The sequence below is a fragment of the Desulfobulbus alkaliphilus genome (genome assembly GCF_016918545.1).
Classification (GTDB): Bacteria; Desulfobacterota; Desulfobulbia; order Desulfobulbales; family Desulfobulbaceae; genus Desulfobulbus; species Desulfobulbus alkaliphilus.
This window is the reverse complement of sequence record NZ_JAFFQC010000011.1, coordinates 44090-70705: the sequence shown is the minus strand read 5'-3', so window position 1 is coordinate 70705 and position 26616 is coordinate 44090. Positions and strand designations below refer to the sequence as shown.

The 26616-nt window shown below is 55.6% G+C and carries 16 protein-coding genes; 4 read left to right on the top strand and 12 right to left on the bottom strand.

Features of this window, described 5'->3' with window-relative positions:
• Positions 1-16 precede the first annotated feature (16 nt).
• Positions 17-1303 carry an adenosylhomocysteinase gene (gene ahcY / locus JWG43_RS07760; RefSeq protein ID WP_205242337.1) on the bottom strand — a complete coding sequence of 429 codons (1287 nt, stop codon included), beginning with the start codon at positions 1301-1303 and terminating at the stop codon, positions 17-19.
• A 255-nt stretch (positions 1304-1558) separates the two neighbouring features.
• A complete protein-coding gene (gene metK / locus JWG43_RS07755; RefSeq protein ID WP_371925166.1) occupies positions 1559-2728 on the bottom strand; it encodes a methionine adenosyltransferase in 1170 nt (389 codons plus the stop codon).
• Positions 2729-3248: 520 nt separating this feature from the next.
• On the opposite strand from metK, the gene JWG43_RS07750 reads away from it, so the two are divergent.
• The gene (locus JWG43_RS07750) at positions 3249-3476 is read left to right on the top strand and encodes a hypothetical protein (protein ID WP_205242335.1); all 228 of its coding nucleotides are present in this window, start codon (positions 3249-3251) and stop codon (positions 3474-3476) included.
• Positions 3477-3639: 163 nt separating this feature from the next.
• Here the strand turns inward: JWG43_RS07750 and JWG43_RS07745 are convergent, their stop codons facing one another.
• Positions 3640-4599: a DUF362 domain-containing protein gene (locus tag JWG43_RS07745; protein ID WP_205242334.1), complete on the bottom strand. Its 960-nt coding sequence runs from the start codon at positions 4597-4599 to the stop codon at positions 3640-3642.
• Positions 4600-5337: 738 nt separating this feature from the next.
• Positions 5338-6549, bottom strand: a complete 1212-nt coding sequence (locus JWG43_RS07740; protein ID WP_205242333.1) for a phosphoglycerate dehydrogenase — start codon at positions 6547-6549, stop codon at positions 5338-5340.
• Between the two features lie 195 nt (positions 6550-6744).
• Here JWG43_RS07740 and JWG43_RS07735 point away from each other — a divergent pair, with 195 nt between their 5' ends.
• The gene (locus tag JWG43_RS07735; RefSeq protein ID WP_205242332.1) at positions 6745-9804 is read left to right on the top strand and encodes a ChaN family lipoprotein; all 3060 of its coding nucleotides are present in this window, start codon (positions 6745-6747) and stop codon (positions 9802-9804) included.
• A gap of 95 nt (positions 9805-9899) precedes the next feature.
• On the opposite strand, the gene folP is transcribed toward JWG43_RS07735, so the two are convergent.
• The 5 genes from folP to JWG43_RS07710 all read right to left on the bottom strand — a co-directional run bounded on the left by folP (position 9900) and on the right by JWG43_RS07710 (position 19065).
• Positions 9900-10706, bottom strand: coding sequence for a dihydropteroate synthase (folP, locus tag JWG43_RS07730; RefSeq protein WP_205242331.1), 807 nt, complete (start codon positions 10704-10706; stop codon positions 9900-9902).
• Positions 10707-11043: 337 nt separating this feature from the next.
• A complete protein-coding gene (gene ftsH, locus JWG43_RS07725; RefSeq protein WP_205242330.1) occupies positions 11044-13035 on the bottom strand; it encodes an ATP-dependent zinc metalloprotease FtsH in 1992 nt (663 codons plus the stop codon).
• 103 nt (positions 13036-13138) lie between these two features.
• Positions 13139-16363 (bottom strand): carbamoyl-phosphate synthase large subunit, encoded by a 3225-nt coding sequence (gene carB, locus JWG43_RS07720; protein ID WP_205242329.1) that lies wholly within the window; start codon positions 16361-16363, stop codon positions 13139-13141.
• A 22-nt stretch (positions 16364-16385) separates the two neighbouring features.
• Entirely contained in the window at positions 16386-17501 is a 1116-nt protein-coding gene (gene carA, locus JWG43_RS07715) for a glutamine-hydrolyzing carbamoyl-phosphate synthase small subunit (RefSeq protein ID WP_205242328.1), read from the bottom strand.
• A gap of 229 nt (positions 17502-17730) precedes the next feature.
• A complete protein-coding gene (locus tag JWG43_RS07710) occupies positions 17731-19065 on the bottom strand; it encodes a 3-deoxy-D-manno-octulosonic acid transferase (RefSeq protein ID WP_205242327.1) in 1335 nt (444 codons plus the stop codon).
• A 560-nt stretch (positions 19066-19625) separates the two neighbouring features.
• On the opposite strand from JWG43_RS07710, the gene JWG43_RS07705 reads away from it, so the two are divergent.
• The gene (locus tag JWG43_RS07705) at positions 19626-20789 is read left to right on the top strand and encodes an MFS transporter (RefSeq protein ID WP_205242326.1); all 1164 of its coding nucleotides are present in this window, start codon (positions 19626-19628) and stop codon (positions 20787-20789) included.
• A 279-nt stretch (positions 20790-21068) separates the two neighbouring features.
• Positions 21069-22022 carry a peptidylprolyl isomerase gene (locus JWG43_RS07700; protein ID WP_205242325.1) on the top strand — a complete coding sequence of 318 codons (954 nt, stop codon included), beginning with the start codon at positions 21069-21071 and terminating at the stop codon, positions 22020-22022.
• A gap of 310 nt (positions 22023-22332) precedes the next feature.
• Here the strand turns inward: JWG43_RS07700 and trpS are convergent, their stop codons facing one another.
• The 3 genes from trpS to JWG43_RS07685 all read right to left on the bottom strand — a co-directional run bounded on the left by trpS (position 22333) and on the right by JWG43_RS07685 (position 26182).
• Entirely contained in the window at positions 22333-23301 is a 969-nt protein-coding gene (gene trpS, locus JWG43_RS07695) for a tryptophan--tRNA ligase (protein WP_205242324.1), read from the bottom strand.
• Between the two features lie 259 nt (positions 23302-23560).
• Positions 23561-25504 carry a molecular chaperone DnaK gene (gene dnaK, locus JWG43_RS07690; RefSeq protein ID WP_205242323.1) on the bottom strand — a complete coding sequence of 648 codons (1944 nt, stop codon included), beginning with the start codon at positions 25502-25504 and terminating at the stop codon, positions 23561-23563.
• 93 nt (positions 25505-25597) lie between these two features.
• On the bottom strand, positions 25598-26182 hold the full coding sequence (locus JWG43_RS07685; protein ID WP_205242322.1) for a nucleotide exchange factor GrpE: 585 nt from the start codon (positions 26180-26182) through the stop codon (positions 25598-25600).
• Between the last annotated feature and the right edge of the window lie 434 nt (positions 26183-26616).

Below are 26616 nucleotides of genomic sequence, written 5' to 3'. Positions count from 1 at the left end.
ACCTGACCTCGGTGGGTCAATAGCGATAATGCTCCGGCTTGAAGGGGCCGTTGATATCAACACCGATGTAGTCGGCCTGTTCCCTGGTCAGGATGGTCAGGTGAGCGCCGATCTTGGCCAGGTGGAGCCGGGCGACCTTTTCGTCCAGATGTTTGGGCAGAAAATAAACCTTATGTTCATAGGCTGAGGTATTGCTCCACAACTCCATCTGCGCCAGCACCTGATTGGTGAAGGAGTTGCTCATCACAAAACTTGGATGACCGGTGGCGCAGCCCAGATTGACCAGCCGCCCTTCCGCCAGGACGATGATCCGCTTGCCATCGGGGAAGATGACATGATCGACCTGGGGCTTGATGTTCTCCCAGGGCAGGTCACGGATGCCGGCGATATCTATTTCAGAATCAAAATGGCCGATATTACAGACAATGGTCTGGTCCTGCATCTGTTCCATATCCGCCCGGGTGATAACCTGCAGATTGCCGGTACAGGTGACAAAAATATTGCCCATGGGCGCGGCTTCCGCCATGGTCACGACCCGATACCCCTCCATGGCGGCCTGCAGAGCGCAGATGGGATCGATTTCGGTGACCAGAACCGTGGCGCCCATGCCCCGGAGGGCCTGCGCACACCCCTTACCGACATCGCCGTAACCGACAACCACCGCGATTTTTCCGGCAATCATGACGTCGGTGGCTCTTTTGATGCCGTCGATGAGTGATTCCCGGCAGCCATAGAGGTTATCGAACTTTGACTTGGTCACTGAGTCATTGACATTGATGGCCGGCGCCTGCAGCGTTCCTTTCTTGGTCATCTCATAGAGCCGAAGCACACCGGTGGTGGTTTCCTCGGAAATCCCGCGCACCTCTGCCATCAACTGCGGATACTTCTCGTGCATGATCAGGGTCAGATCACCGCCATCATCGAGAATCATATTGGGTCGCCAGTTGTCGGGTCCGAAAATGGTCTGTTCGATGCACCACCAGAACTCCTCCTCGGTCTCGCCCTTCCAGGCAAAGGTAGGAATACCGGCAGCAGCCATGGCGGCAGCGGCATGATCCTGGGTGGAAAATATATTACAGGAGGACCAGCGCAACTCAGCTCCTAAATGCACCAGGGTTTCCATCAGGACCGCTGTCTGAATGGTCATGTGCAGACAACCGGCGATGCGAGCGCCGGCAAGCGGTTTCTGGGGGCCAAACTCCTCCCGCAGGGCCATGAGGCCGGGCATTTCGGTCTCGGCGATGGCAACTTCTTTCCGGCCCCACTCGGCCAGACTCAAATCCGCAACTTTATAATCTGTCATAGGTTACTCCTGCTTTTCCCTGGACAGGGAAACATTTTTGAAGACGAAAGATCACTAGCAATCAACTGAGGATACACAGGCTGCCTTGCCTGTGAATCCGTGACGGCTGGACAACGCTCACGGATCCAGGTTGCCGATACAGACTCCAACCCGGGATGCTGCTTTTGCCCATGATAGGTGCTGAAAACGGATGCGAAGGAAGCGGGTTCGATCACCGACCTCACACTACCGGCGACGGTCATAATGGTGATAGACTCAAAGGCCGGCAGCGGCCCGCAGGGCTTCAACCTGATCATTCCGCTCCCAGGTGAACTGCGGCAGTTCACGACCAAAATGGCCATAGGCCGCCGTCTTATGATATATCGGCCGCAGCAGGTCCAACTGTTGAATGATAGCCTTGGGGCGGAGATCAAACACCTCACGGACTACCTGCACCAGACGGTCCTCGGAGATTCTGCCGGTTCCGAAGGTTTTGACGTTGATGGAAACGGGCTGGGAAATACCAATGGCATAGGCCACCTGGACTTCAACCTCGGTGGCTAAACCGGCTGCGACAATATTCTTGGCAACGTAACGTCCCATATACGACGAGGATCGATCAACCTTGGAAGGATCCTTACCTGAAAAAGCGCCTCCACCATGACTGCCCCGCCCCCCGTAGGAATCGACGATGATCTTGCGGCCGGTGACTCCGCAGTCGCCCACCGGCCCACCGATGACAAACCGCCCGGTGGGATTGATGAAAAATTTGGTCTTGGCGTCAATCATCCCCGCCGGCAGGACCGGTTTGATGATTTCCTCCATCACCCCTTCCTTGAGGGCAGCATAGCTCACGTCGGGGTGATGCTGGGTTGAAAGGACCACGGCCTCAATTCGCAGGGGAACATTATCCTCATACTCGATCGTAACCTGACTCTTGGCATCCGGGCGTAGCCACGGCAAGGCACCGATCTTACGCACCTCGGCCTGACGTTTGGTCAGATAGTGGGCATAGGTTATGGGCATGGGCATGAGCACCTCGGTTTCGTCGCAGGCGTAACCGAACATCAGCCCCTGATCCCCGGCCCCCTGGTCAAGATCAAGCCCGGAACCCTCATTGACCCCCAGGGCAATATCCGTCGACTGCTTGTCGATGGTGGTCAGCACCGCGCAGGATTGCCAGTCAAAACCCATGTCAGACGAATTGTAACCAATCTCTTTGATGGTTTCGCGGACAATGCTGGGCATATCAACCCAGGCAGAGGTCGTGATTTCGCCGGCAATCAGAGCCATGCCGGTGGTGACCAGGCTTTCGCAGGCGACCCGGGCATATTTGTCCTGAGTGAGAATGGCATCGAGAATGGCGTCGGAAATCTGATCGGCAACCTTGTCCGGATGGCCCTCGGAGACCGATTCCGAGGTAAAAAGGTGGTTTGACATATGTATCTCCTTTGCAGGGATGGAAAAACGTTAAAACAGTGAAGCATACAAGCTGGAACCGATCTCGAATTTGGTCCCTGTTGTATGATGTATCACGTTGCTGTACTGTAAGCGATCACCGGCAGACCTGGCCCGTACAGACCTTTTTTGTTGACGACCAGGCCCGATGCCAACGGAGCCCTGGATCCGTGAGCGTTCACCCCGTGCGCCCCGAAGGGCGGCTGGTGCAGGATATCAGCATAGATTCCACAGCAAATATAATCTGATTACAGCAAGATATATCCAAAACAAGCGCCCAGCCGTCACGAAATCAGGCAGGCATAAAACCTGTACATATCGAAAAAAAAGATGTATAAATACTAAATCTATCGATATAATTCAAGAGGAATATAGCCTCAGCCGTTTCGAAGTGGTCCGTGGCTGGCAAGGTCTGTTCGCGCCGGTAACTGACTCTTATCCCTCAACGATCTGAATGACGTACACAAGCCAAAACAATTTTTGTCTCATGAGCTAGATTATATACACCATGACTCTGATCCGCCGGACCTTTTACCTCCTGATCGGCCTCACCTTTCCCGCGTTCTGGATCAGCCATGCCAGTGGCTGGGGCGCCTTCCTCTACCGGCCGATTCAGCAACTCTTCGCCACCAGTGCCAGCGGCTGGCCTTCTTTGATTAGCGCCGGCCTGCTCTATCTGCTGCTCATCTTCTGTTTTGAAAGCCTGTACCGGCTGCTGAAACAACACCGTCCTTAAAACCCAGCGCTCTGCCCTAATCCTCAATCCGTGACGGCTGGATGCTTGTTTTGGATATATCTGAATGTAATCATGGTATTATAATACTGGAATCCCTGACAATACCTATCACCAGCCGCCCTTCGGGGCATCCGTTCACGGATCCAGGATACTCAATTGCATTTCAGCGCCACGTGCGGCGTAGCAACATCCGCTTGAGGGTATTTTTTACAAATCGAAAAGGATTGAAGCGTACAGGGCTCAGCTCTTCGGGGATCATAAAATCTTTGACCCTGCACTGGGCTGGCGTCAGCAGGGGAAAGGTCAGATCCGCCAACTCGGTCCCGTCGATTCCTGCCCGCCTGGCCGCCAGCCACAGTGGAATGCGGGCCGGTTCGACACCAAGAACAGCGAGCAACGCCGTGTCCACGGCCACGGGACTGCTGCCGCAGACCATCAGTGCCAAGGGATAGGCCTCGCCATGCACCGGTCCGGTCCGATGCATGGCGACAATACCGTCAACCAGGGAGACTCCGCCGGGCAGCACCGAGAGAAGTTCGACAAGCAAATCCGAAAAACGTCCTTGCCGGCCACCATGCACCATGTGCCACCAGGGTTTTCGTAATCCTGCAAGGCACCCGAAATAATTCTTGATTGCCAGGGTCAACCCCATCTGAGCATGAGCCTTGACCTTGGGCAGATTGATGAGCGCGTCGCAGTCGAGAGCCGCCGTCGCCAGGGCCGCTCGCATTCCTCCGGGCAGGATGATCTCCCGGGTATGCCTGAATTCCACCACCGGGACACCAAGGGCCTGCAGAGAAGGCAAGGCACCGATGGCCATGAGGACCGATCGAGCTGATCCGAAGGCGGGCGAATCACCGACACCTACCCGAGCCCCTTGATCAAGAAACCAACGGGCCACCGCGACAATCATTCTCTGGTCGGTACAGGCGAGAGTGCCGTTGGTGGCGGTGATCAGGTTCGGCTTGAGGAGAATCTGCGCCGTCCGCAGTGAGCTTTGAGAAAAAGAAGAGGCCAGCAGCGTATCCACTGCCTGATCCAGCTGAGCCGGCGCATAGGTTTGCCGCCCCAGCAGGGCCAGAGAAGTATTGTTCGTTTGCACACAGGAGCGAAACTGATTCAATGCAGCCACCAAAAAAAGCAAGCCTTTATCATATGTTCGTGCCCATCCACCAAGGGCTGCTTACCTGGCTCTCAGTTGCCCTTTCAAGCATTGTTTCATGTATCAAGCAGATAACAGAGAATCTAATCGCCAGCGCGCCTTGATTCAGCATAAAAACCTGAACCCGTGACGGCTGGATGCTTGCTTTGGATATACCTTGCTGTCATCATATTATAATTGCAACAGAATCCTTAAAGATAACCTTTACCAGCCGCCCTTCGGGGCGTTCGTCCGCACGCCATCTTCATTGCCCGTAACCGGCCGATAAAATGACCTTTAATCGAACGGTCACCGACAAAAAAAGCTGACGCACGGAAGTGTGCTCACGAATCCAGGAAAATATCATGTTGACGGATGGACACCACTCAACTCGGGCGGTTGCCAGAAAAAAACCGGCTTGATCCACAGGGAACCAAGCCGGAAAAGGAGAGAAGAGATGAAGAATTACCTTTACATTAGCATTCTTCATGCCACTTGAAGAAATGGCCAGGAAAATTTTTTTATCTCCTTATTCAGGGCAGATAGCACCCAACATGTTCCTGACAGGGGTGCAGGCCCTCGAGGAAAAAATTCAACTATTTAAACCGCGCCAGGACCAAAAAGACCTAGGCGGGATAAAAAACATATAAAATCAACAAATTAACTTGTCAACTTTTTTATACGATGCCAAGCCCATCTACCCATGCTTGTGGATACTTTTTATACACCCTGACTGGATTTCCCCCGAATCTCCAGCGGAATGATCCTAACCCGCAGCACTCCCTCCTGCTCTTTGATTTTCGCCTGCACATCTTCCGCAACCGGTCCCGCACAATCTATGATGTTATAGCCCACGGTGCCATTGCTTTTATTGGTGTAATTTATGATATTAATATTGCTGCTTCCAAGAATATTACTGATCAGACCGATCATACCGGGTTGATCGCGGTTGATAACGGTCAGCCGGGTGTGGACATCCACTGTGGGGATAGTTTCAATGTTGGGAAAGTTAACACTGTGGACAATATTGCCATACTCGAGGTAACCCTTGAGTTCCCGCACCGCCATAATGGCGCAATTGTCTTCCGACTCGGCCGTAGAGGCACCCAGGTGCGGCGTCAGCAGAATCTTTTCATGGCCGAGGAATTTTACCGAAGGAAAGTCGGAAATGTGGCCATTCAGTCTGCCGCTATCCAGAGCTGCTAGGACTGCATCCTCATCAACGATGGGACCACGGGAGTAATTGATGAGGACAGCGCCATCTTTGAAGAACTCGAGAAAATCCTTTTCCGTGGCATAGCCCTTGGTGTTTTTATTGAGCGGCATATGCAGGGTGACAAAATCGGCCTGGCTCACCGCTTCCTTACGGGAGCGGGCCAGGGTGACCCCGGGAGAGAGGTGATGAATGTTGTCCAGGGCGGGAAAAGGATCAAACCCGAGTACCCGCAGACCATGTTTGAGGCCGGCATTGGCTACGCCGACCCCGATCTTGCCCAGGCCGATCACCGCCAGGGTCTTGCCGATCATTTCTTCACCCTTGAAAATTTTCTTGCGGGCCTCGACTTCCCGGTTGATCTCCTCATCATTCATTTCGGTGAGCTGATTGCAGAACTCGATACTTTTATCGACATTGCGCAACCAGATGCCCAGCGAAGTGTAGACCAGTTCAACCACCGCATTGGCATTGGCCCCGGGCGTGTTGAATACGCAGATTCCCTTTTCCGTGGCTTCATCCACGGGGATGTTGTTGACGCCGGCTCCGGCCCGGGCCACGGCCAGTAACTTCGGAAAGAGGCTCAGGTCGACTTTGGAGCTGCGTACTACAATGCCCTCAGGATTGGTTTCCTCCGGTTTGACGGCAAATCGCTCGGAAAAAAGCGCCAACCCTTCATGGGCGATGGCATTGATCGTTTTTATTCTGAATTGCTTCATGGTATTGTCCTTGTTAATAAGAAAAAAAGGATTATGATGAAAAAAGAGCTAACCTATCGCACCTCGGCCTTTTTTGTCAAGAAAAAGGCCATCTCATTCACGTAGGAAAACTGAGCACTCCAGTCAGCCGTCAAGCTATTCCGGTAGCCACGCCATGGAAGTACACTTTTTCAGTCCCACACATCACTTCATGCCATGAATCGACACTCCATGCCCCTGACCCTTGTAATCACCGGCCTGCTCGCCCTGCTGGTTACCTTTGCCCAGGCCGCTAATGCCGGCACGGACCATCCCCGGCACCACATCGCCCTCAACTTCACTCTTGACAAGGCACTGGTACACGGCACCTCGCGGCTGACCATCCCGGCGGGCATGGCGCTGCACCTCAACTGCGGTCACCTGCGGCTCACCGGTCTGATTCTGGAAGAAGAAGGGCGGACACCACGCATTCCCCAGGTCTCAGCCTTCAACACCCTGGTCATCGATGAAGCAGCAGGAGTGCAGGTGCTCACTCTTTCCTGGCAGCTGCAGACCGCCCCTCAGGGAGCGGACCGCAACCTGATACGTACCGATGGTATCACCTTGACCGGCTCCTGGCACCCGCAGACGGACCGGGATGTTCTCTTTTCCCTGGAGGCCAACCTACCGCGGGATTTTTCCGCACGGACAGAATCCGACACGCTGCAACTGGTGCCAACCGCCACCGGTCGTCGGGTGACCACATCCTTCTCTCAGCCCCTGAGAAACCTCAATTTTGTTGCCGGTCCCTATGAAGTCCATTCCCGTCAAGCGGGCGAGGTCACCATCGCAACCTATTTTTTTCCGGAAGATGCGCACCTGGCTGCGGAGTACCTCGACGCCACCGCCGAACTCATTCTTCGCTTTGAAGAGCTTATCGGCCCCTTTCCCTACCCGAAGTATGCTGTTGTCGCCAATCGCCTGCCCACAGGGTATGCCCTGCCTACCTTTACCCTGCTCGGCCAGGCAGTTCTTCGTCTGCCCTTTATCAAAGACACCTCCCTTGGCCACGAGATCGTGCATTCCTGGTTCGGCAACGCGGTCAGGGTCAGTGAAAGCGGCGGCAACTGGAGCGAGGGCTTGACCACCTACCTTGCTGACCACAGCTTTGCCGCTGATGTTGACCGCGACCTCCTGTACCGAAAAAATCTTCTCATCCGCGCCCAGGCGTATCTTCGCGAGGACAACACCATACCCTTGAAAGATTTCCGCCACGGCGGAGAAGGCGAGACCATGGACCGTGCCCGCCGGGCCGTGGGGTACGACAAGGCAGCCATGGTCATGCGCATGCTCAACCAACACATCGGCGAGGAAAAGTTCATCGCCGGTGTCCGCGACTTCTATCAGCGCATGCAGGGCCTCAGAGCCGATTGGTATGATCTGGAAGCATCCTTTTCCCGCGTTTCCGGTCATGATCTGCGCCCGTTCTTCCGCCAGTGGCTGGAGCGGACAGACATCCCAGGTATGACCATAGAAGAGGTCTATATTGATCAACGTGGAGGTCGAACCCAGCTCAGTTTTACCCTGGTCCAGGACACAGCGGAACCGTACCTGTTGACTATCCCGGTGCGGGTGATCACCCTGAGCGGCGAACAGGCCATACCCCTGACCACAAACACCGCCAGGGCATCGATGACCATCGAATTGGACAGCCTGCCAATCCGCCTGGTTGTAGATGATCAGTATGATCTTTTCCGCCGGCTGGATCCGGCTGAGCTGCCTCCCACCTGGTCGCAATTTCTCGGTGCCAGAACCAGAAACGTGGTGGCGCCACCGGAGCACCTGCTGCCAATATACCAACCGCTGCTCGATGTTCTTGATCACATGGGTTGTCGTATTCTGGTCGCAGAGGCGATCGATCCCGGCGAGCTGGCCGACGGTAGCTGGCTTTTTGCAGGAGACTCTGCTGCGCGCCAAAGCCTGTTTGCCCGCCCATCACCCATGGGCATCGGCCTTCGTCTGGATGTCCGTCATTCCCCCCTTAATCCTGATGAGGTCATGGTCCTGGTGGACAGCACCTCGGCGCGGGAGACCGCGCAAACGGCCCATAAATTGCGCCATTACGGGGCGTTTTCCCGCCTCCAATTCCTCGATGGCGACAACACGGAACAACATACCGCGACAACAACCAAGGGCATAATTGTCCCTCTGGTCGACAAGCCGCTGGGGGTACCGGACCAGGCACGGACAGATTTTGACCAGATCATCGATGATCTCGTCCGAAGTCAGGTGGTCTATCTGGGTGAACAGCACACCGACTACACGGACCATTTTCTGCAGCTGCAGATCATCCAGGCCCTCAAGGCCCGTGATATTCCCCTGGTCATTGGCCTGGAGATGTTTCCCCGCTCCAGTCAACAGGCCCTGGATGATTTCATTCACGGCAAGATCGACGAAACCGGCTTCATCAGAAGCAGCAGATACTTTGAAGTCTGGGGGTATGATTATCGTCTCTACCGCGATATTTTTCTCTATGCCAGAGCCAAGCGCATTCCTCTCGTCGGCCTCAACCTGGACAAAGGTATCACCAACCGGGTCTTTACGGACGGCTCTACAGCCAACCTGACCTATGAGCAGCGCGCGCAGATACCAAGGGAGCGGGACCTGGACATCGAAGGATACCGCCAGCGGTTGGCAGCTGTGTACCAGGGCCATCCTACAGCCGAAAACGCTGGATTCAGCGGTTTTCTTCAGGCCCAGGCCCTGTGGGATGAAGCCATGGCCGAATCGGTGGCCCGGACTCTGGAACGCTATCCAGGCCACCAAATGGTGGTTCTGGCCGGCAATGGCCATGTCGGCAAGGACAGCGGCATTCCGCCCAGGGTTGAACGAAGGGTGCCAGGCATTGTACAGCGGGTGGTGACCAGCGCCGGTGATCCATTGCCGCGGACAGGGCAGGTCGACTATCTGCTCTACCCTCGTCCGATAACTCTGCAGCCGGCGGCCAGGGTGGGGGTAGTACTCATCGAGGATGAGTTGGATGGACCTGGCCGGGTGAGGGTCAAACAAGTCAGCACCCAAGGCCTGGCCGAGGAAGCGGGATTGCAGCCGGAAGACCGCATCCTTGCTCTGGATGATCAACCGATGCTCGACATCACTGCTTTTCGTATCAGCCTGCTGGATAGAAAACCAGGTGAGGAAGTGCAGTTGCGCATCATGCGTCAGGACAAAGAGATGCTGCTGACGGTGGAGCTTTCAGCTGTGCCTTCGGCCCAGCCCCAGGGGCATCCACGGTAAGCGATCCCAGGTCCACCCCCATCTTTGCAGGTCAATGTGTGCCAAGCGCAAGCACAAAGCGGCATGACCTGGGAACGGCAATCCGCAGGTTTGGTTCAGTGATCCTCTCGCAAAAGATGTTCCATGGTCAAGGCCATCCGGTTCACGCGGATATCGTGGACCCGAAGGATGTCCACACCCTGGCGGGCACAGAAAGCAGAAACCACAGCAGTCGGCCAGTCACGTTCCTGCACCGGCAGGTCGAACAGCTGGCCGAAAAAAGACTTACGGGAATGGCCGATGAGCACCGGGCAGCCATGGTGCTTAAAGGCAGGAATATTGCGGAGGATGGTGAGGTTATGCTCCAGGGTTTTGCCAAAGCCGATTCCGGGATCAATGATGATTCGGCCCCGGTCAATACCCTGCTCTTCCAGCCGGGCGATCCGCTCGGTGAAAAAACCGTTGATTTCGACCACCACGTCCCGGTAGGAGGGCTGCACCTGCATGGTGGCGGGATTGCCCTGCATGTGCATGATGATCACCGGCCCCACATAACCAGCCACCACCCGGATCATATCCGGGTCATGACGCAGGGCAGAGATATCATTAACTATAGTGGCCCCGGCGGCCAGGGCTTCGGCGGCAACCCTGGCCTTAGTGGTATCGATGGAGATGGGCAGGGAAGAACTGCGCGCTCGAATGGCGCGGATAGCCGGCAGGACCCGACGTAGCTCTTCCTCCACGCTCACCGGCCTGGCAAAAGGACGGGTCGACTCGCCACCGACATCGATATACTCGACCCCTTCACGTAACAGGGTGTCGATTCGGTCCATGAGTGCTGCCTGACTCGTCCAGGATCCTCCATCGGAAAAAGAATCCGGGGTGACATTGAGGATCCCCATGATGTGCACAGCGTGTCGCATGTTTCTCTGTATCCCTTGAAAGTTGGCGCAAACAGCCTGCTGTGTGTTGGAGTTCGTGCCTCACCCCAACCTCCCCCCCTCGATATGTTTGACTGCATACCTGGATCCCTGAGCATTCGTCCGCACACCCCGTAGGGCGACTGGTGCAGGTTGCTCTCAAGGATTCCACTGTAGTAATTATAATCTGATTACAGCAAGAGATATCCAAAACAAGCGTCCAGCCGTCACGGATTCAGGATGCATGCATGATAGTATTGCCCCCAAAAAAAAAGGCTTGAATTTTCCGAAGAAAATTCAAGCCGCATTGTCACCCTGAGGTGTTCTGGAGCAAACAGTATCAGTTGCTGGTGGATCTTACGGCCTCATCGGTGGTTTCCGCCACCGGTTGCTTTTCCACCCTTTCTTCCTCCTCAGTTTCTTCAGCTGTTCCCTCCGAGGTCTCTGCCGCGCTTTCCTCCGCCACTTGCTCTGTCGCAGTCTCTGTTGCAGTCTCCTGCCGGGAAGTCTCTTCGCTACTGCTCTTGACAACCGGTTCGCCACGATGCTCGGCAATGATCCGATCGATATCATCGAGTACAATGGTTTCCTTTTCCAAGAGTTCAGAGGCTATGGCCTTGAGAATGGCCATGTTTTCCTGGAGCAGATTAGTGACCTTTTCAGTTGCTTCAAAGATGATCTGCTTGACCGCAGCATCGATATTGCGGGCGGTCTGCTCACTGTAGTCGCGGTGCTGGGCGATCTCCCGACCCAGGAAAATCTGCTCTTCTTTCTTGCCGTAGGACAAAGGCCCCAGCTCATCGCTCATCCCCCACTCGCAGACCATTTTTCGCGCCAGTTCACTGGCCCGCTCGATATCGTTCCCGGCCCCGGTGGTGATTTCGTTGAAAACCAGTTTCTCCGCAATCCGACCACCAAAGAGAATGGCGATGGTGTTGAGCAGATAACCGCGGGCGTGGGTGTAGCGCTCGTCCACGGGCAGTTGCATGGTGACTCCCAGGGCACGGCCCCGGGGAATGATGGTGACTTTATGAATCGGATCGGTGCCGGGCAGCAACCGGGCCACCAAGGCATGACCGGCTTCATGATAAGCGGTGATTTCTTTCTCCCGGTCACTGATAATCATGGACTTACGTTCCGTGCCCATGATGACCTTGTCCTTAGCCCGCTCCAGATGAACGGCGGTGACTTCTTCCTTGCTTTCCCGGGCAGCCATGAGGGCCGCCTCGTTGACCAGGTTCTCAAGGTCCGCGCCGGAAAATCCCGGTGTGCCGCGGGCTATGACCGCCATATCGACATCAGCGGCCAATTTGGTCCGTTTTCCGTAGATCTCGAGGATCATCTGCCGGCCCTTGACATCCGGTACCGGCACCACAACCTGACGGTCAAAGCGTCCCGGTCGCAGCAGGGCCGGATCGAGGACATCGGGCCTGTTGGTGGCGGCAATGATAATGACGCCCTCATTGCCCTCGAAACCATCCATTTCCACCAGAAGCTGATTCAGAGTTTGTTCGCGTTCGTCATGGCCACCGCCCAGGCCAGCGCCACGGTGGCGGCCAACGGCATCAATCTCATCGATAAAAATAATACAGGGTGCGTTCTTCTTGCCCTGGCCGAAGAGATCACGAACCCGTGAGGCCCCGACACCGACAAACATCTCAACAAAGTCCGAGCCGGAGATGGTGAAAAACGGTACTCCGGCCTCACCGGCAATGGCTCTGGCGAGCAGGGTCTTGCCGGTGCCCGGAGGACCGGCGAGGAGCACGCCTTTGGGAATACGGCCGCCCAGGTTGGTGAACTTCTGAGGATCACGAAGGAAATCGATGATTTCTTCCAGTTCTTCCTTGGCCTCGTCAATGCCGGCGACATCCTTGAAGGTCACCTTGACCTCACCCTCCGCCTGCAGTTTGGCCCTGGTTTTCCCAAAGGAGAGGGCCCCGCCTTTGCCGCCCATCTGCATCTGGCGCATGAAGAAAATCCAGACGCCGATCAGCAGCAGCATCGGGAACCAGGAAACGAAAACAGTCAGGTACCAGGGGGTTTCATCCGGTTTTTTAACCGAGATGTCCACCCGCGATTCCCTGAGCATGGGAATCAGTTCCGCATCGTTCGGCGCCACGGTGCGAAAAGGTCGACCATCCTGGGCAGTACCGGTTATTTCGCCGCCCTGGATATGGACCCTGTTAATCACACCGCTTTCCACACTGGACCAGAATTCACTGTAGGTAATGGATTCCGTAGGCTGTTGCGGGGTGCTGAACAGCTGGAACAGCATGATCATGGACAAGCCGATAACCAGCCACATACTTAAATTTTTATAAAAAGTATTCAAAAAATTATCTCCAAAGAATCATGATCAAGGGCGTCAGGGGTTCCCCCCTTGCCTCTTCTTTTTTCAGTCTGCTCCACACTACAACATTAACATCGTTTTCTTTTCAGTCAATGTTCTTTGCGTACTCCTGAATGGTCTTGACGCCGATCTTTTTTTTCCGCACCGATTCCATGGCCTGGGTCATGGCTGACCCACCGGTAATGGTGGTGGTGTAGGGAATGTGATAATCAAGGGCTGCCCGCCGGATAGTGTACGAATCCTCGGTGGTCCGGGTACCGGCTGAGGTATTGAGAATCCACTGCACCTGACCGTCCTCGATTTTATCAAGGATGTGGGGTCGCCCCTGGGAAATTTTATTAACCTCCGTACAGGTCACGCTGTTTTCTTGAAGTCGGGCAGCGGTCCCACGGGTAGCTAGAATGGTATAGCCCAGTTGCTGCAGCTTTTTCGCCACCGGAACCACGGCATCCTTGTCAGGATGCCGCACACTGACAAAAACCGTGCCGTTCAAAGGCACCTGGGTGCCGGCTGCCAGCTGAGCCTTGGCCAGTGCCTGGCCGAGATCATCATCAATACCCATGACTTCGCCGGTGGATTTCATCTCCGGCCCCAACAGGGTGTCGACGTTCTCAAAACGGTCAAAGGGGAAAACCGCTTCCTTGACCGCCCAATGGGACAATTTCTTTTCCGTGATGAATCCGAGTTGCTCCAAAGTCATGCCCAGCATGACCTTGGTGGCGATTTTGGCCAACGCCACCCCGGTGGCCTTGGAGACAAAAGGCACGGTCCGCGAGGCCCGCGGATTGACCTCAAGAACAAACAAGGTCGACCCCTGGACCGCGAATTGCACATTCATCAGGCCAACCACCCCCAGCTCCGCAGCCATGACCCTGGTTGCCCGGATGATTTCGTTGACCATTGCTTCAGAGAGGGTATGGGGCGGCAGAACACAGGCCGAATCTCCGGAATGGATACCCGCCTCTTCGATATGCTCCATAATACCGCCGATCACGGTCATCCGGCCATCACTGACCGCATCGACATCGACCTCTATGGCATCTTTGAGGAACTGATCAAGAAGGACCGGATGCTCACCGCCGACCATACCGGGGATGACCATGAAGGCGCGGATACCGTCTTCGTTGTAGACAATGCGCATGTCGCGGCCGCCCAGCACATACGAGGGCCGCATGACCACGGGATAGCCGATCTCTCGGGCAACGGCCAGAGCCTCCTCGAGGGTCTGCGCCGTGCCGTTGGCCGGTTGCCGCAGCCCAAGCTTCTGCAGCAACTGTTGAAAGCGTTTGCGATCCTCGGCCCGATCGATGGCGTCCGGGGAGGTGCCGATGATGGGCACCCCCGCCCTGGCCAATGGTGTTGCCAGATTAAGCGGCGTTTGACCGCCGAACTGAACGATGACCCCATCGGGCTTCTCCCGTTCAATGATATTGAGGACATCCTCGCGGGTCAGGGGTTCGAAATAAAGTTTGTCGGATGTGTCGTAATCGGTGGACACGGTTTCCGGGTTGGAATTGACCATAATCGATTCAATGCCGATCTCGCGCAGGGCGAACGAGGCGTGAACACAGCAGTAATCAAACTCAATGCCCTGGCCGATGCGGTTGGGGCCGCCGCCGAGAATCATGATTTTCTTACGATCACTGGGGCTAACCTCATCTTCCTGCTCATAGGTGGAATAATAATAGGGGGTGTAGGACTCAAACTCCGCGGCACAGGTATCGACGAGTTTATAGACTGGCTCCAGGTTGAGTTGACGACGTAATGTGCGGATATCGTCCTCCGAGGTTCCGGTGAGATGGGCCAGCTGGACATCGGAAAAGCCATGCTGTTTGACTTGAAAAAGAAACTCCGGGTCCAGACCGGTAAAGCCGCGCCTGGCCACCTCCCGGCCTTTTTCAATCAAGGTTTGGAAATTATAGAGAAACCAGGGATCAATATGTGTCAACTCATAAATCCGCTCAATGCTCATTCCCCGACGCAGGGCTTCAAATATGCAATTGATCCGTTTCGAGTTAGGCCGGTGCAATCCCTTCTCAAGGTCATCCTGGTGGAGGGTTTCCAGATCTTCCCTGCCGTCAAAGCCAAAACCCATGCGGCCGACCTCCAGAGAACGCATCCCTTTCTGGAAAGCCTCGTTGAAGGTGCGACCAATGGCCATGGTCTCTCCCACCGACTTCATCGCCGTGGTGAGGATATCTTCGGCTTCAGGGAATTTCTCGAAGGTCCAGCGGGGAATTTTGACCACACAATAATCAATGGTGGGTTCAAAGGAGGCATACGTCTCCCGGGTAATATCGTTACGTATTTCATCCAGGGTATAGCCCACAGCCAACTTGGCGGCGATCTTGGCAATGGGAAAGCCGGTGGCTTTGGAAGCCAGGGCTGAAGAACGCGACACCCGGGGATTCATTTCGATGACCATCAACTCGCCGTCCGCCGGATTAACGGCAAACTGAACATTGGACCCACCGGTTTCCACCCCGATCTCACGGATGATGGCAATGGCGGCATCACGCATATCCTGATATTCTCGATCTGTCAGGGTCTGGGCCGGAGCCACGGTGAGCGAATCACCGGTATGCACTCCCATCGCATCGATATTCTCGATCGAACAGATGATCACCACGTTATCGTTGCGGTCCCGCATTACCTCCAGTTCGAATTCCTTCCAACCAAGCAGGGAACGTTCGAGCATGACTTCATTGGTCATGGACAGGTCGATGCCGGCGGCGGCCATGCGGCTGAGTTCGCTCCGGTTGTAGGCCACCCCACCACCGGTCCCACCCAGGGTGAAACTGGGTCGAACAATGATAGGAAATCCTATCCGTTCCCCGGCGGCCATGGCCTCCTCCAGGGTGTGCACGATTTCCGATTCCGGTACTTTGAGGCCGATGGTACGCATGGCGTCACGGAATTCCTCGCGGCCTTCGGCCTTGCGGATGACATCAATATTGGCGGCCAGCAGCTCGACATTATACTGTTCCAACACACCCATTTCGGCAACTTTGATAGCGGTGTTGAGTCCGGTCTGACCACCCAGAGTGGGCAGGAGGGCATCTGGACGTTCCCGTTCGATGATCCGGGCCACACACTCAGGGGTGATGGGCTCTATATAGGTGCGATCGGCCAAACCGGGATCGGTCATGATGGTGGCTGGATTGGAGTTGACGAGCACAACCTCATAGCCCTCTTCCTTGAGGGCCTTGACCGCCTGAGCCCCGGAATAATCGAACTCACAGGCCTGACTGATGATGATCGGCCCGGAGCCGATGATGAGTATCTTGTGTATATCTGTTCGTTTAGGCATGATATGCTGTCCTGCCGAGCTGTCAGCCGGCCTGCTCCATCAGTTGAGTGAACCGGTCAAAGAGATATTCGGCATCGTGAGGGCCGGGGGCATATTCGGGGTGATACTGCACCGAAAAGGCGGGCCACTCCCGGTGACGCATACCCTCCAGGCTGCCGTCGTTGAGGTTGATATGGGTAACCTCGACATTGTTGGGTAGCGTAACCGGATCGACGCAGAAACCATGGTTCTGCGAGGTGATTTCCACCTTACCGGTGAGCAGATCCTTGACCGGCTGGTTGCCGCCCCGGTGGCCGAATTTGAGTTTATAGGTGGCAGCCCCATAGGCAAGCCCCAGCATCTGATGGCCCAGGCAGATACCGAAAACAGGCACAGCCCCCAGCAGTTGCCGGATATTGTCAACCACACCACGCACCCCGGCGGGATCCCCCGGACCGTTGGAGAGAAAAACCCCGTGGGGCTTGAGGGCCAGCACTTCCGTCGCCGGCGTGGTTGCCGGCACCACCAGCACCTGGCAGCCTCTGCCCTTCAACAGTCGGAGCTGATTGTATTTGATGCCGAAATCATAGGCCACGACCCTGAATCGGTCTGCCGTCCCCTCTACAAAGGCACCGGCCGGAACAAGCCCTTTGTTTTCCCAACGGTAAGGTGTTGCTGTTCCTACCCCCGCCACCATGTCCCGGCCCACCACTCCCGGCCACTCCCGTGCCCGCCTGACCAGGGATGCGCCATCCATATCTTCGGTGGAAACCATGGCCCGCATCGCTCCACCGGTACGGATCCGTCGGGTAAGCATACGGGTATCCAGACCTTCGACGCCCAGGACACCGTACTGGCCGAGAAAATCGGCAAGGGTACCGGTTGCGCGGTAATTACTCGGGTTTTGCTGATATTCGCGGACAAGAAAGGCACGGGGATGCACCTTGGCCGATTCCATGTCCTCGGGATTGACCCCGTAATTGCCGATAAGCGGATAGGTCATGGTGACCAGCTGACCAGTATACGACGGATCGGTCAGCACCTCCTGATAACCGCTCATACTGGTGTTGAATACGATTTCCCCAGCTGCCTCACCGGGACCGGTGAAGGAACGGGCGGCCATGACAGTGCCGTCTTCAAGTCCGATTAATGCTTTCATGAACAAAGGTTTCCTGATAGGACAAAAATAATAATCAAAAGGTTCAAAAAAGCCGGCGGGGCGGGAACTGTCCTGCCGGAGGAGAATAGAGTTTCGTCAGTGATATCGCTCTGGCCGGAGCTGGTCTGGTTCAGTTGAACAACCCAGCGTCCGTACGCGGGGGCTGCTTACCGCACCACTCCCTTAAGCACATCCTCTAAGGTTGTGCCCATCAGGAATCGAGATATTCTCAGCTCTTGTCCGTTGATGCCTCCAGCACCTCATGAACAAGGGCGACCTGTTTCCGCACCGCGCCCCGCTGCCGGCCGGCAATGTCCGCTGCCCGGGCGCAGGTCGCCGCATAGTGATCGGGTGCGTCAAGATGCGCGAGCAGCAGATCAGCCAGGTGGTCAGCGTCGCTGACCTGGAACCCGCCCCCTGCTGCGATGAGTAATTCCGCTGCATCTCGAAAATCCTTCATGTACGGCCCAAAATAGACCGGCCGTCCCCAGCGGGCCGCTTCCATGACATTGTGCCCGCCCCGATCGACCAGACTGCCACCGCAGAAGATATAGTCACCACCGGCATAGAGATCGGCAAGATCCCCCATGGTATCGATCACGACCACGGATGGGCGCTGTTTCCCGTTCGCCAGCCGGGAAAAATAGGCAAAAGGCATCCCGGACCGGTGCAAAAACGCCTCCAAGGCAGGCAGCCGCTCCAGGTGCCTGGGAGCCAATACCCAAACCGTGTCGCATCGCTGACCAAGCTGGAGAAAAACTGGAAGCAGAAGCTCTTCCTCGCCCTGGTGGGTGGATCCACAGAGAAACACCTTTTCACCTGTCACTCCGAGCAGTCGGCGACTGTGCAGGCGAACCTGTTGAGGATTCTCCGCCTGCATGTCGTATTTCATGTTGCCGCAAACCCGGAGCCTCGATTCAGGGAGGCCCAGGGCGGTATAGCGCCGTCCATCCGCTTCGCTGATGACAGCCACGGCAGCAAAACCGCTGACCAGCGAAGTCATAGAGCTCCGAATCCATAGGTAGCGGCGCAACGACCGCTGTGACATGCGGCCATTGAGCAGCAGCATTGGCACCTTGGCCTGCCGCAGCGCGGTCAGCAGGGCCGGCCAGAGTTCCGTTTCCAGGCAGATATACAGATCAGGTCGCAGAGCACGCAGGGCCCGCTGCACAGCCTGGGGTACATCCAGGGGGGCCATCAGACAGGGCACCCTTGCCGGCATACGGCTTTTTGCCAGTTTATTGCCCTGTTCCGTTGCCGAAGTGCATACCAGCTGTGGCTCGTTTTCGGTTCGCTGCAATGCATCGGCAAGGAGCAGAGCGGCCTGCACCTCGCCAACAGAAGAGGCATGTATCCAGATGATTTGCCGATGCGTGCTGCCATCAGAAGGACAACAGGCGTACCTGCCCAACCGTTCGGCCAATCCATAAGCGTATCTGCCGCCGATTCTTTCCAAAAGAGGACGAAAAAGCTGCAGGGACAGATATACCCCCCTACCAAGGGTACTGTAGAGCAGGTACAGCAATGGCCCCTCTTTTCCCGGCTCAGTGGTCCACAGTTCCAACTGCCGGATACAATCCTTCACTTGTACCCGGTGAGCGGATGCGCACAATGATTACTTTTGGATTTATAACAAGGACCTGTACGAAAACTCCCTCCAGCTCCATACTCTCTACCGAAAAAATTACAAAATCTGTTCATATAATCTGATTTGATAAGTGGAGTCAAGCCCGTTTACCGGCCATCCGGGAAAAAGGTCCAGCCTGTCCCGGTCCACCACCCCCGATTGCATGGAAATGAATACGCCGGGATACAGCAGCAAATGGTTCACATACTTCTTGCATCCGCTCAAGGGTTCCCTTTACTATAGGCATGCTCATATCGTGGATTTATCCGCAGCCACCGCGACCCAGGCCAAACCATCCCCTTGATGGGTGAGTGCTCCCCTGAATTCGTGACGGCTGGATTCTTGTACGGTTTTTTATTTTGCTGTAATCAGATTGTACTTGCAGCTGAATCTTGAATTATACATGGATCCGTGAGCGTTCGTCCGTACGTCAGCTCTGTTTTCTCACCTATGCAGGTATCCACCTGCGGACAATCATCACCCGATATCGGTGAACCTTGGCGAAAGCACACCCGTCACCCACTTTGGCCCTCTGGGCGCTGATGTTCGGCAATTTCGTCATTGGCACCGGAGTGCTGGCCCCAGCGGGAATGATCAAGGATCTCAGCCGGGCATTTGGGGTTGATGTGGCCACCGTGGCCCTGCTTATTGCTTATGGCGGCGCTCTTCTCTGTTTCCAATCACCGCTCCTCGCCTTGGTCACCAACAGACTCGACCGTCGTTACCTCCTGACGGGCGCACTCCTGCTGTTTGCGATGGGTCATCTCTTTTCGGCCCTGGCGACCAATTTTTCCATGTTGCTGACTATTCGCCTGATCATGATCGCCTCGGCGGCGGTCTTTACACCTCAGGCTGCCAGCACGCTGGCCCTGTTCCTGCCCGTAGAACGCCGCTCCGGGGCTATTGCCTTTCTTTTTATTGGCTGGTCGTTGGCCTCCGCCATCGGAATCCCCATGGTCAATCTGGTCAGTGGCCTGATCGGGTGGCAGGCTGTGTATCTCGGCCTGGCCACCGCCTGCGCTTTGACCGCCGTGGCAGTTGCCAGCACCCTTCCCGCCGGACTGCGGGCAAATCGTCTTTCCCTGGGGGCTTGGCGGAAACTATTAAGCGGCCGGAAAACCTGGCTGCTGCTCTCCATAACAGCCCTGACCATCGCCGGCCAAAACGTCAAGTATCCCTACATTGTCGTTGAAATTCACTCCCGACTCAACGCTTCTCCCGCAGTCACCGCCACCCTTCTTGCCGTGTACGGCGCGGCCAGCATCATCGGCACCATGATCGCCAGCCGAGTGATTTTCCGCCTCGGCCCCCGGAACACTGTCAACTTCTTCCTCTGTATCCTCTTCATGGGCCTGTTCCTCTGGGCCGGTGAGTGGGCCATACTGCCATTGACCGTATTCGCCCTGTTCATCTGGGGTTTAGGGACCAGTCCCGCGGTTTCCTCCCAACAGGCCCGCTTGGTGGATGCCGACCCTGATGCCGCGTCGGCTTCGACCTCGCTCAACACCTCCTTTGTCTACATGGGCCAAGCGGCGGGCACGGCCCTGGGAGGTCAACTCCTGGTCACCGGCCACTCGGGACTGGCCAGTGGTCTCGCTCTGACCCTGCTCGCCCTGGCCCTGGTGACATCGTTGCTGGTTGCCCAACGCCTGCGGATATAGCCGGAGCATCAGCTGCCCTTCCCTCCTTCCTCAATGCCATTTTCGTTGACAAGCGGTCCTCCTCTTTGTATGCAACCACCTTGACCAAGCTTGTGCTGTGAGCTGCAATCAGCAAGACCTATTCGGAGTTTCTCCATGGACAAGGGCGAACAGCATGCCTTGACTTCGCAAATAAACGTACGCCGGAGACCCCCAATGAACAGATTTTCAGTGCTGCTCCTGCTGTCAGCGTTTCTTTTTTGTTCCGGACACGTTGCATCTTCAGCCGAGGAAAAGATTATGAAAGACGGATTGTATGCCAGGATAACAACCAACAAGGGAGCCATTCTTCTCGAGCTCCATTATGACCAAACTCCGCTGACCGTGATCAATTTCGCCGGCCTGGCGGAAGGCTCGCTTCATCTGGGGCAGAGCGGCAAAGCCGTGGGCACGCCTTTTTACAACGGGCTCACCTTTCACCGGGTGATCGCAGATTTCATGATTCAGGGCGGTTGTCCGCTGGGAACCGGGACCGGAGGGCCCGGCTACACCTTCCCCGACGAATTTGATCGCAGTCTGCGCCACGACGGTCCCGGGGTACTCTCCATGGCCAATGCCGGTCCCGGCACCAACGGCAGCCAGTTTTTCATCACCCACCTTGCCACCCCGCACCTTGATGGCCGCCATACAGTCTTCGGCCGGGTTGTCGAAGGGCAGGAAGTGGTCGACAGTATCAGAACGGGTGATATCATGGAAACCGTGGAAATCATCCGGGTTGGCACAAAGGCGGAAGCCTTCAAAACCGATCAGGCTGCCTTTGATGCCGCTCTGCAGGCCATCAAGGGCAAGGCCATGGAGGCCGAGAAAGACCGGCGGGAAAAAATTATCGAAAATATCCGTGAACGTTGGCCCAGGGCAACCCGGACTCCTTCCGGTTTGTATTATGATGTCACCGAGCAGGGCCAGGGTGATGTGCCGGCCAGGGGAACGACGGTCCACGTCCACTACACCGGTCGTCTCCTCGAAAACAACCGCAAATTTGACAGTTCCTATGACCGGGGCGAACCTATTGCTTTCCCGGTTGGAACCGGTCGGGTTATCCGCGGCTGGGATGAAGCCCTGAGCCAGATGCAGCAGGGCGAGAAAAGAACGCTGATCATTCCACCTGAACTGGCCTACGGTGAGCGGGGTGCCGGCGGAGTCATCCCTCCCGATGCCTGGCTGGTTTTTGATGTTGAAATGGTGCGTTTCTGATCAGGAGCACCGTTCACGCTGCTGTTGTGTTCAAGGCGGGGGCCAGCAAGGATCCCCGCCTTTTTTCGTCCTGAATCCGTGACAGCTGGACGCTTGTTTTTGACATATCTTTCTGTCATCATCCTGAATCCGTGAGCTTTCGTCCGTGCGTCAGCTTCGTTGTTCGTGACCGTTCGATTAAAGTAGACTTTATCGGACGGTAACGGGCAATGAAGATGGCGGGCGGACGGATACCCCGAAGGGTCGGGCGGACGAACGCTCACGGATCCAGGTTCGTGGTTGCTCCTGTTACCATTGAAAAACCATTCCCTCAATACTTCAAGCCCATCCTATCGCGGGCCAGGTCCAGAGTTACGGTGGCCTTGGCTCGGGCCTTTTCCGCCCCGGCGGCGAGAACCTGGCGCAGATACCCGGGGTCATCGAGGAACTCTTTTTTTCTGGCCCTGGCCGCGGCAAAATATGTATTGATCAATTCAAACAGATCCTGCTTCAGATACCCATAGGCGGCTCCGCCGTTAACATACAATGCATGCACCTCCCGCATTTTCTCCGGCGATGCGAAAAGTTTAAGCAGGGCATACAGGTTGCAAGTATCTGGATCCTTGGGGTCCTCCACCGGAGTGGCATCGGTCTGGATGGCCATCACCCGTTTGCGCAGGGCTTTCTCATCGAGAAAAATGGGAATGGTGTTGTCGTAGGATTTCGACATTTTCTGACCATCGAGCCCAGGTATGATAGCGCTGTCCTCGCTGATCTCCGGTTCCGGGACAACAAAGGTCGTCCCATAGGTATTATTAAAACGAATGGCAATATCCCGCGCCACCTCCAGGTGCTGCTTCTGGTCTTTGCCCACCGGGACGACCTCGGCCTGGTAGAGAAGAATATCCGCGGCCATAAGGACCGGATAGGAAAAAAGTCCATGACTGGCTGGGATGTTCTTGGCGACCTTGTCCTTGTAGGAATGACATCGCTCCAGCAGGCCCATCGGCGTGAGAATCGACAACATCCAGGTCAACTCGCAGACTTCCGGGACATCTGATTGCACCCAGAAGGTGCATCGATCCGGATCAAGACCAAGGGCGATGAAATCCGCCGCCGCCTCCAGGGTCCCCTGTCGCAGCCGATCTCGGTCCTGCACCGATGTCAGGGCATGGAGGTCAACAATAAAGACATACAGGTCCGCAGCCTCCATATGGCGGATCATGGGCTGCATCATGCCGAAGTAATTGCCAATATGAAGTTTTCCGGAAGGTTGAATTCCCGACAGTATTCGTTTCATGGGCATCTCATGTTTCATGTTCTTGGGAAGGAAGGAATAAGCAGGAGTCGTTTGTCAATGGCATCCGTTGAGAAATAACTCACAGAGACAGGTTTACGACGAGGCGAGTTTTCAGGTTTACTTTGACCGCACGCATCCAAAGACCGAACTGTTATAGCGCACTTGCAAAAAAAAAGGGAGCGCAGATTGACCTGCGCTCCCCTTTATCGTGCAAATGATGCCGCCCCCCGGGCTCAGCCGTGGGCCGGTGACGAATCGCTTACTTCACTTCTTCAAAATCAGCATCAACGACATCATCGTCATCCTTGCGTCCTTTCTTGCCTGCACCAGCGGCTCCGGCACCGGCACCCGCAGCACCGGCACCTCCGGCATCGCCGGGTCCGCCGCTCTGCTGATTTTTGGCTTGGGCATACATCAGTTCAGCCAGTTTATGGGAGGCCTGGGTGAGAGATTCGGTCCCGTTTTTAATGGCGGTCAGGTCTTCTCCCTCCACAGCCTTTTTCAGGGATTCAATTTCTCGTTCCACATTGGCCCTGGTTTCAGCGTCCACCTTGTCCCCCAGTTCGTTGAGACTCTTGGTGGTCATATGGATCATGGAATCAGCGTTGTTCTTGGCTTCGACAAGTTCCTTGCGATTCTTGTCTTCTTCGGCATGGATTTCCGCATCCTTTTTCATCCGCTCGATTTCCTCTTCGGAGAGTCCCGAAGAAGCCGTGATACGAATAGACTGCTCCTTGCCTGTTCCCAGGTCCTTGGCGGAAACATGAAGGATACCGTTAGCATCCAGGTCAAAGGTCACTTCAATCTGCGGCACACCGCGGGGCGCAGCCGGGATATCAGCCAAATCAAATCGACCGATCGTCTTGTTGTTCTGCGCCATCTCACGTTCGCCCTGGAGGACGTGAATGGAGACCGCCGGCTGATTATCAGCAGCTGTGGAAAAAACCTGGCTCTTTTTGGTCGGCACGGTGGTGTTCTTCTCAATCAATTTGGTCATGACACCACCCAGGGTTTCGATCCCCAGGGAGAGCGGGGTCACATCAAGCAGGAGGACATCCTTGACGTCTCCCTTGAGGACACCGCCCTGGATGGCCGCGCCTATGGCCACGACTTCGTCCGGGTTGACTCCCCTATGGGGATCTTTGCCGAAAATGCCCTTGACCTTTTCCTGCACCTTGGGCATGCGGGTCATTCCGCCGACCAGAATGACCTCATCAACATCAGCAGCACTCAAGCCGGCATCCTTGAGCGCGGTGCGGCAGGGACCTTCACAACGGTCGACCAGATCCTCCACCAGTCCCTCGAGTTTGGACCGGCTCAATTTGACGTTGAGATGCTTGGGTCCGGTGGCGTCCGCGGTAATGAACGGCAGGTTGATATCGGTTTCCATGGCCGTGGACAGCTCTTTTTTGGCCTTTTCCGCCTCTTCCTTCAACCGCTGCAGAGCCATTTTGTCATTACGAAGGTCAACCCCCTGCTCGCGTTTGAACTCATCAGCGAGCCAGTTGACAATACGCATGTCAAAGTCTTCACCGCCGAGGAAAGTATCACCATTGGTGGACTTGACCTCAAAAACACCGTCGCCGATCTCAAGAATGGACACGTCAAAAGTGCCGCCGCCGAGATCGAAAACAGCGATTTTCTCTTCACCTTTTTTGTCAAGGCCATAGGCCAGGGACGCCGCCGTCGGTTCGTTGATGATCCGCTGGACGTTCAGACCGGCGATCTTGCCGGCATCCTTGGTGGCCTGACGCTGAGCGTCATTGAAATAGGCCGGTACGGTGACCACGGCGTCGGTGACTGTTTCTCCCAGATATTCCTCAGCTGTCTGTTTCATCTTGCCGAGAATCATCGCCGAAATCTCGGCGGAGGAATAGGTCTTGCCGGCCACCTCGACCACCGCGTCGCCACCAGGACCTTCAACGATGGCAAACGGGCTGATGCCGATGGACTTCTGCACTTCGGCATCGTTGAATTTCCTGCCGATCAGCCTTTTGATCGCAAAGAGGGTCCGGGTTGGATTGGTCACGGACTGACGCTTGGCGATCTGACCGACAAGACGTTCACCGCTGTCGGTGAAGGCGACAATCGAAGGCGTGGTCCGATTACCCTCACTGTTTTCGATAACCTTAGGATCACCACCTTCCATGATCGCCACGCAGGAATTGGTGGTTCCCAGGTCAATGCCAATTATTTTTCCCATATTTCTTTCTCCTGTCTCCTGTATTGACACACAACCTTAAATCGGTACTGTTTGGTATCTCTTGCAACAACAATGTGAACGAACCAGACTCTGTCAAGGCTCTTTTCCAGGTCCACTGGATACGACCACCTGAGCGTGACGCAGGACCCGATCCTTGAATCTGTATCCTTTAGCGTATTCCCGCAGCACATGGTTGGCAGGGACGGTGTCACTGGCTTCCATGGTCATGGCATCGTGCTCATCCGGATTAAAGGTCATGTCAACCGCCTTCAAGGGTTCAACGCCGAACCGTTCCAGGGTGGCAACCAACCCTCTCTGCGTCAATTCGAGTCCATGGAGCATGGCTTCCAACTTCTTGGCCTCGTCACCAGCAGCAGCGGCACCCTGCTCCAGGGCCCGATCGAGATTATCCACGGTGGTCAAGAGTTCCCGGAGAATATTTTCCCCGGCATACTTGAGCATTTTGCTTTTTTCCCGCTCCATTCGTTTTTTATAATTCTCGAATTCAGCGGCAACCCGCATCAATTGATCACGAGTTTCTTCCAACTCCAGCCGTAATGCCTCAGCTTCGGCCTCACCCCCCTCCTCCGTAATAGTCTCCACATTGCCCAGGTCTTCGGGAGCATTGGCTGTATCCTGTTCGCCGACAGATTCCTGTTCCTTTGTCTCGTCTATCACCTGGTGTCTCCTTGTTCTGATTCCTGTTGTATTTCCTGTACTCCATCCCGAGGTCCCCGCAAATGGTTACATACCCCCCGGATGTGCGCGCCCGCTACTGCCCGTTGGAGGATGATCCATGGCAGGCGGTCACGTCTGCACGTATCTGAGATGCATGTACCTACTTAGACCTAAAGAAGCATGTATAAACCTAAACAGGTACAAATACCTCATGATCATTCAATGCCCTTCCGGAAACGATTTTTTCCACTGACGCTTTGCTACGCTGGCAGATGTACTCTCAAAAAAAAAGGAACCGTAGGCCTGGGTACACATTCACCAGCGCGCCTCAACTCAGCGCGGAATATTTTGTTTCTAAAGAGGCACTGGTTACCGATATCCCATGCATCAAGGCGCGGATACGGTCAAATCTGTCGGCAACATTAAGTATCGGA

What these genes read in the sequence shown, in the direction of transcription:
- ahcY (WP_205242337.1), bottom strand. Translation starts at nt 1,303, where the DNA reads ATGACAGATTATAAAGTTGCGGATTTGAGTCTGGCCGAGTGGGGCCGG.
- JWG43_RS07750 (WP_205242335.1), top strand. Translation starts at nt 3,249, where the DNA reads ATGACTCTGATCCGCCGGACCTTTTACCTCCTGATCGGCCTCACCTTT.
- JWG43_RS07740 (WP_205242333.1), bottom strand. Translation starts at nt 6,549, where the DNA reads ATGAAGCAATTCAGAATAAAAACGATCAATGCCATCGCCCATGAAGGG.
- JWG43_RS07735 (WP_205242332.1), top strand. Translation starts at nt 6,745, where the DNA reads ATGAATCGACACTCCATGCCCCTGACCCTTGTAATCACCGGCCTGCTC.
- folP (WP_205242331.1), bottom strand. Translation starts at nt 10,706, where the DNA reads ATGCGACACGCTGTGCACATCATGGGGATCCTCAATGTCACCCCGGAT.
- carB (WP_205242329.1), bottom strand. Translation starts at nt 16,363, where the DNA reads ATGCCTAAACGAACAGATATACACAAGATACTCATCATCGGCTCCGGG.
- carA (WP_205242328.1), bottom strand. Translation starts at nt 17,501, where the DNA reads ATGAAAGCATTAATCGGACTTGAAGACGGCACTGTCATGGCCGCCCGT.
- JWG43_RS07700 (WP_205242325.1), top strand. Translation starts at nt 21,069, where the DNA reads ATGAAAGACGGATTGTATGCCAGGATAACAACCAACAAGGGAGCCATT.
- trpS (WP_205242324.1), bottom strand. Translation starts at nt 23,301, where the DNA reads ATGAAACGAATACTGTCGGGAATTCAACCTTCCGGAAAACTTCATATT.
- dnaK (WP_205242323.1), bottom strand. Translation starts at nt 25,504, where the DNA reads ATGGGAAAAATAATTGGCATTGACCTGGGAACCACCAATTCCTGCGTG.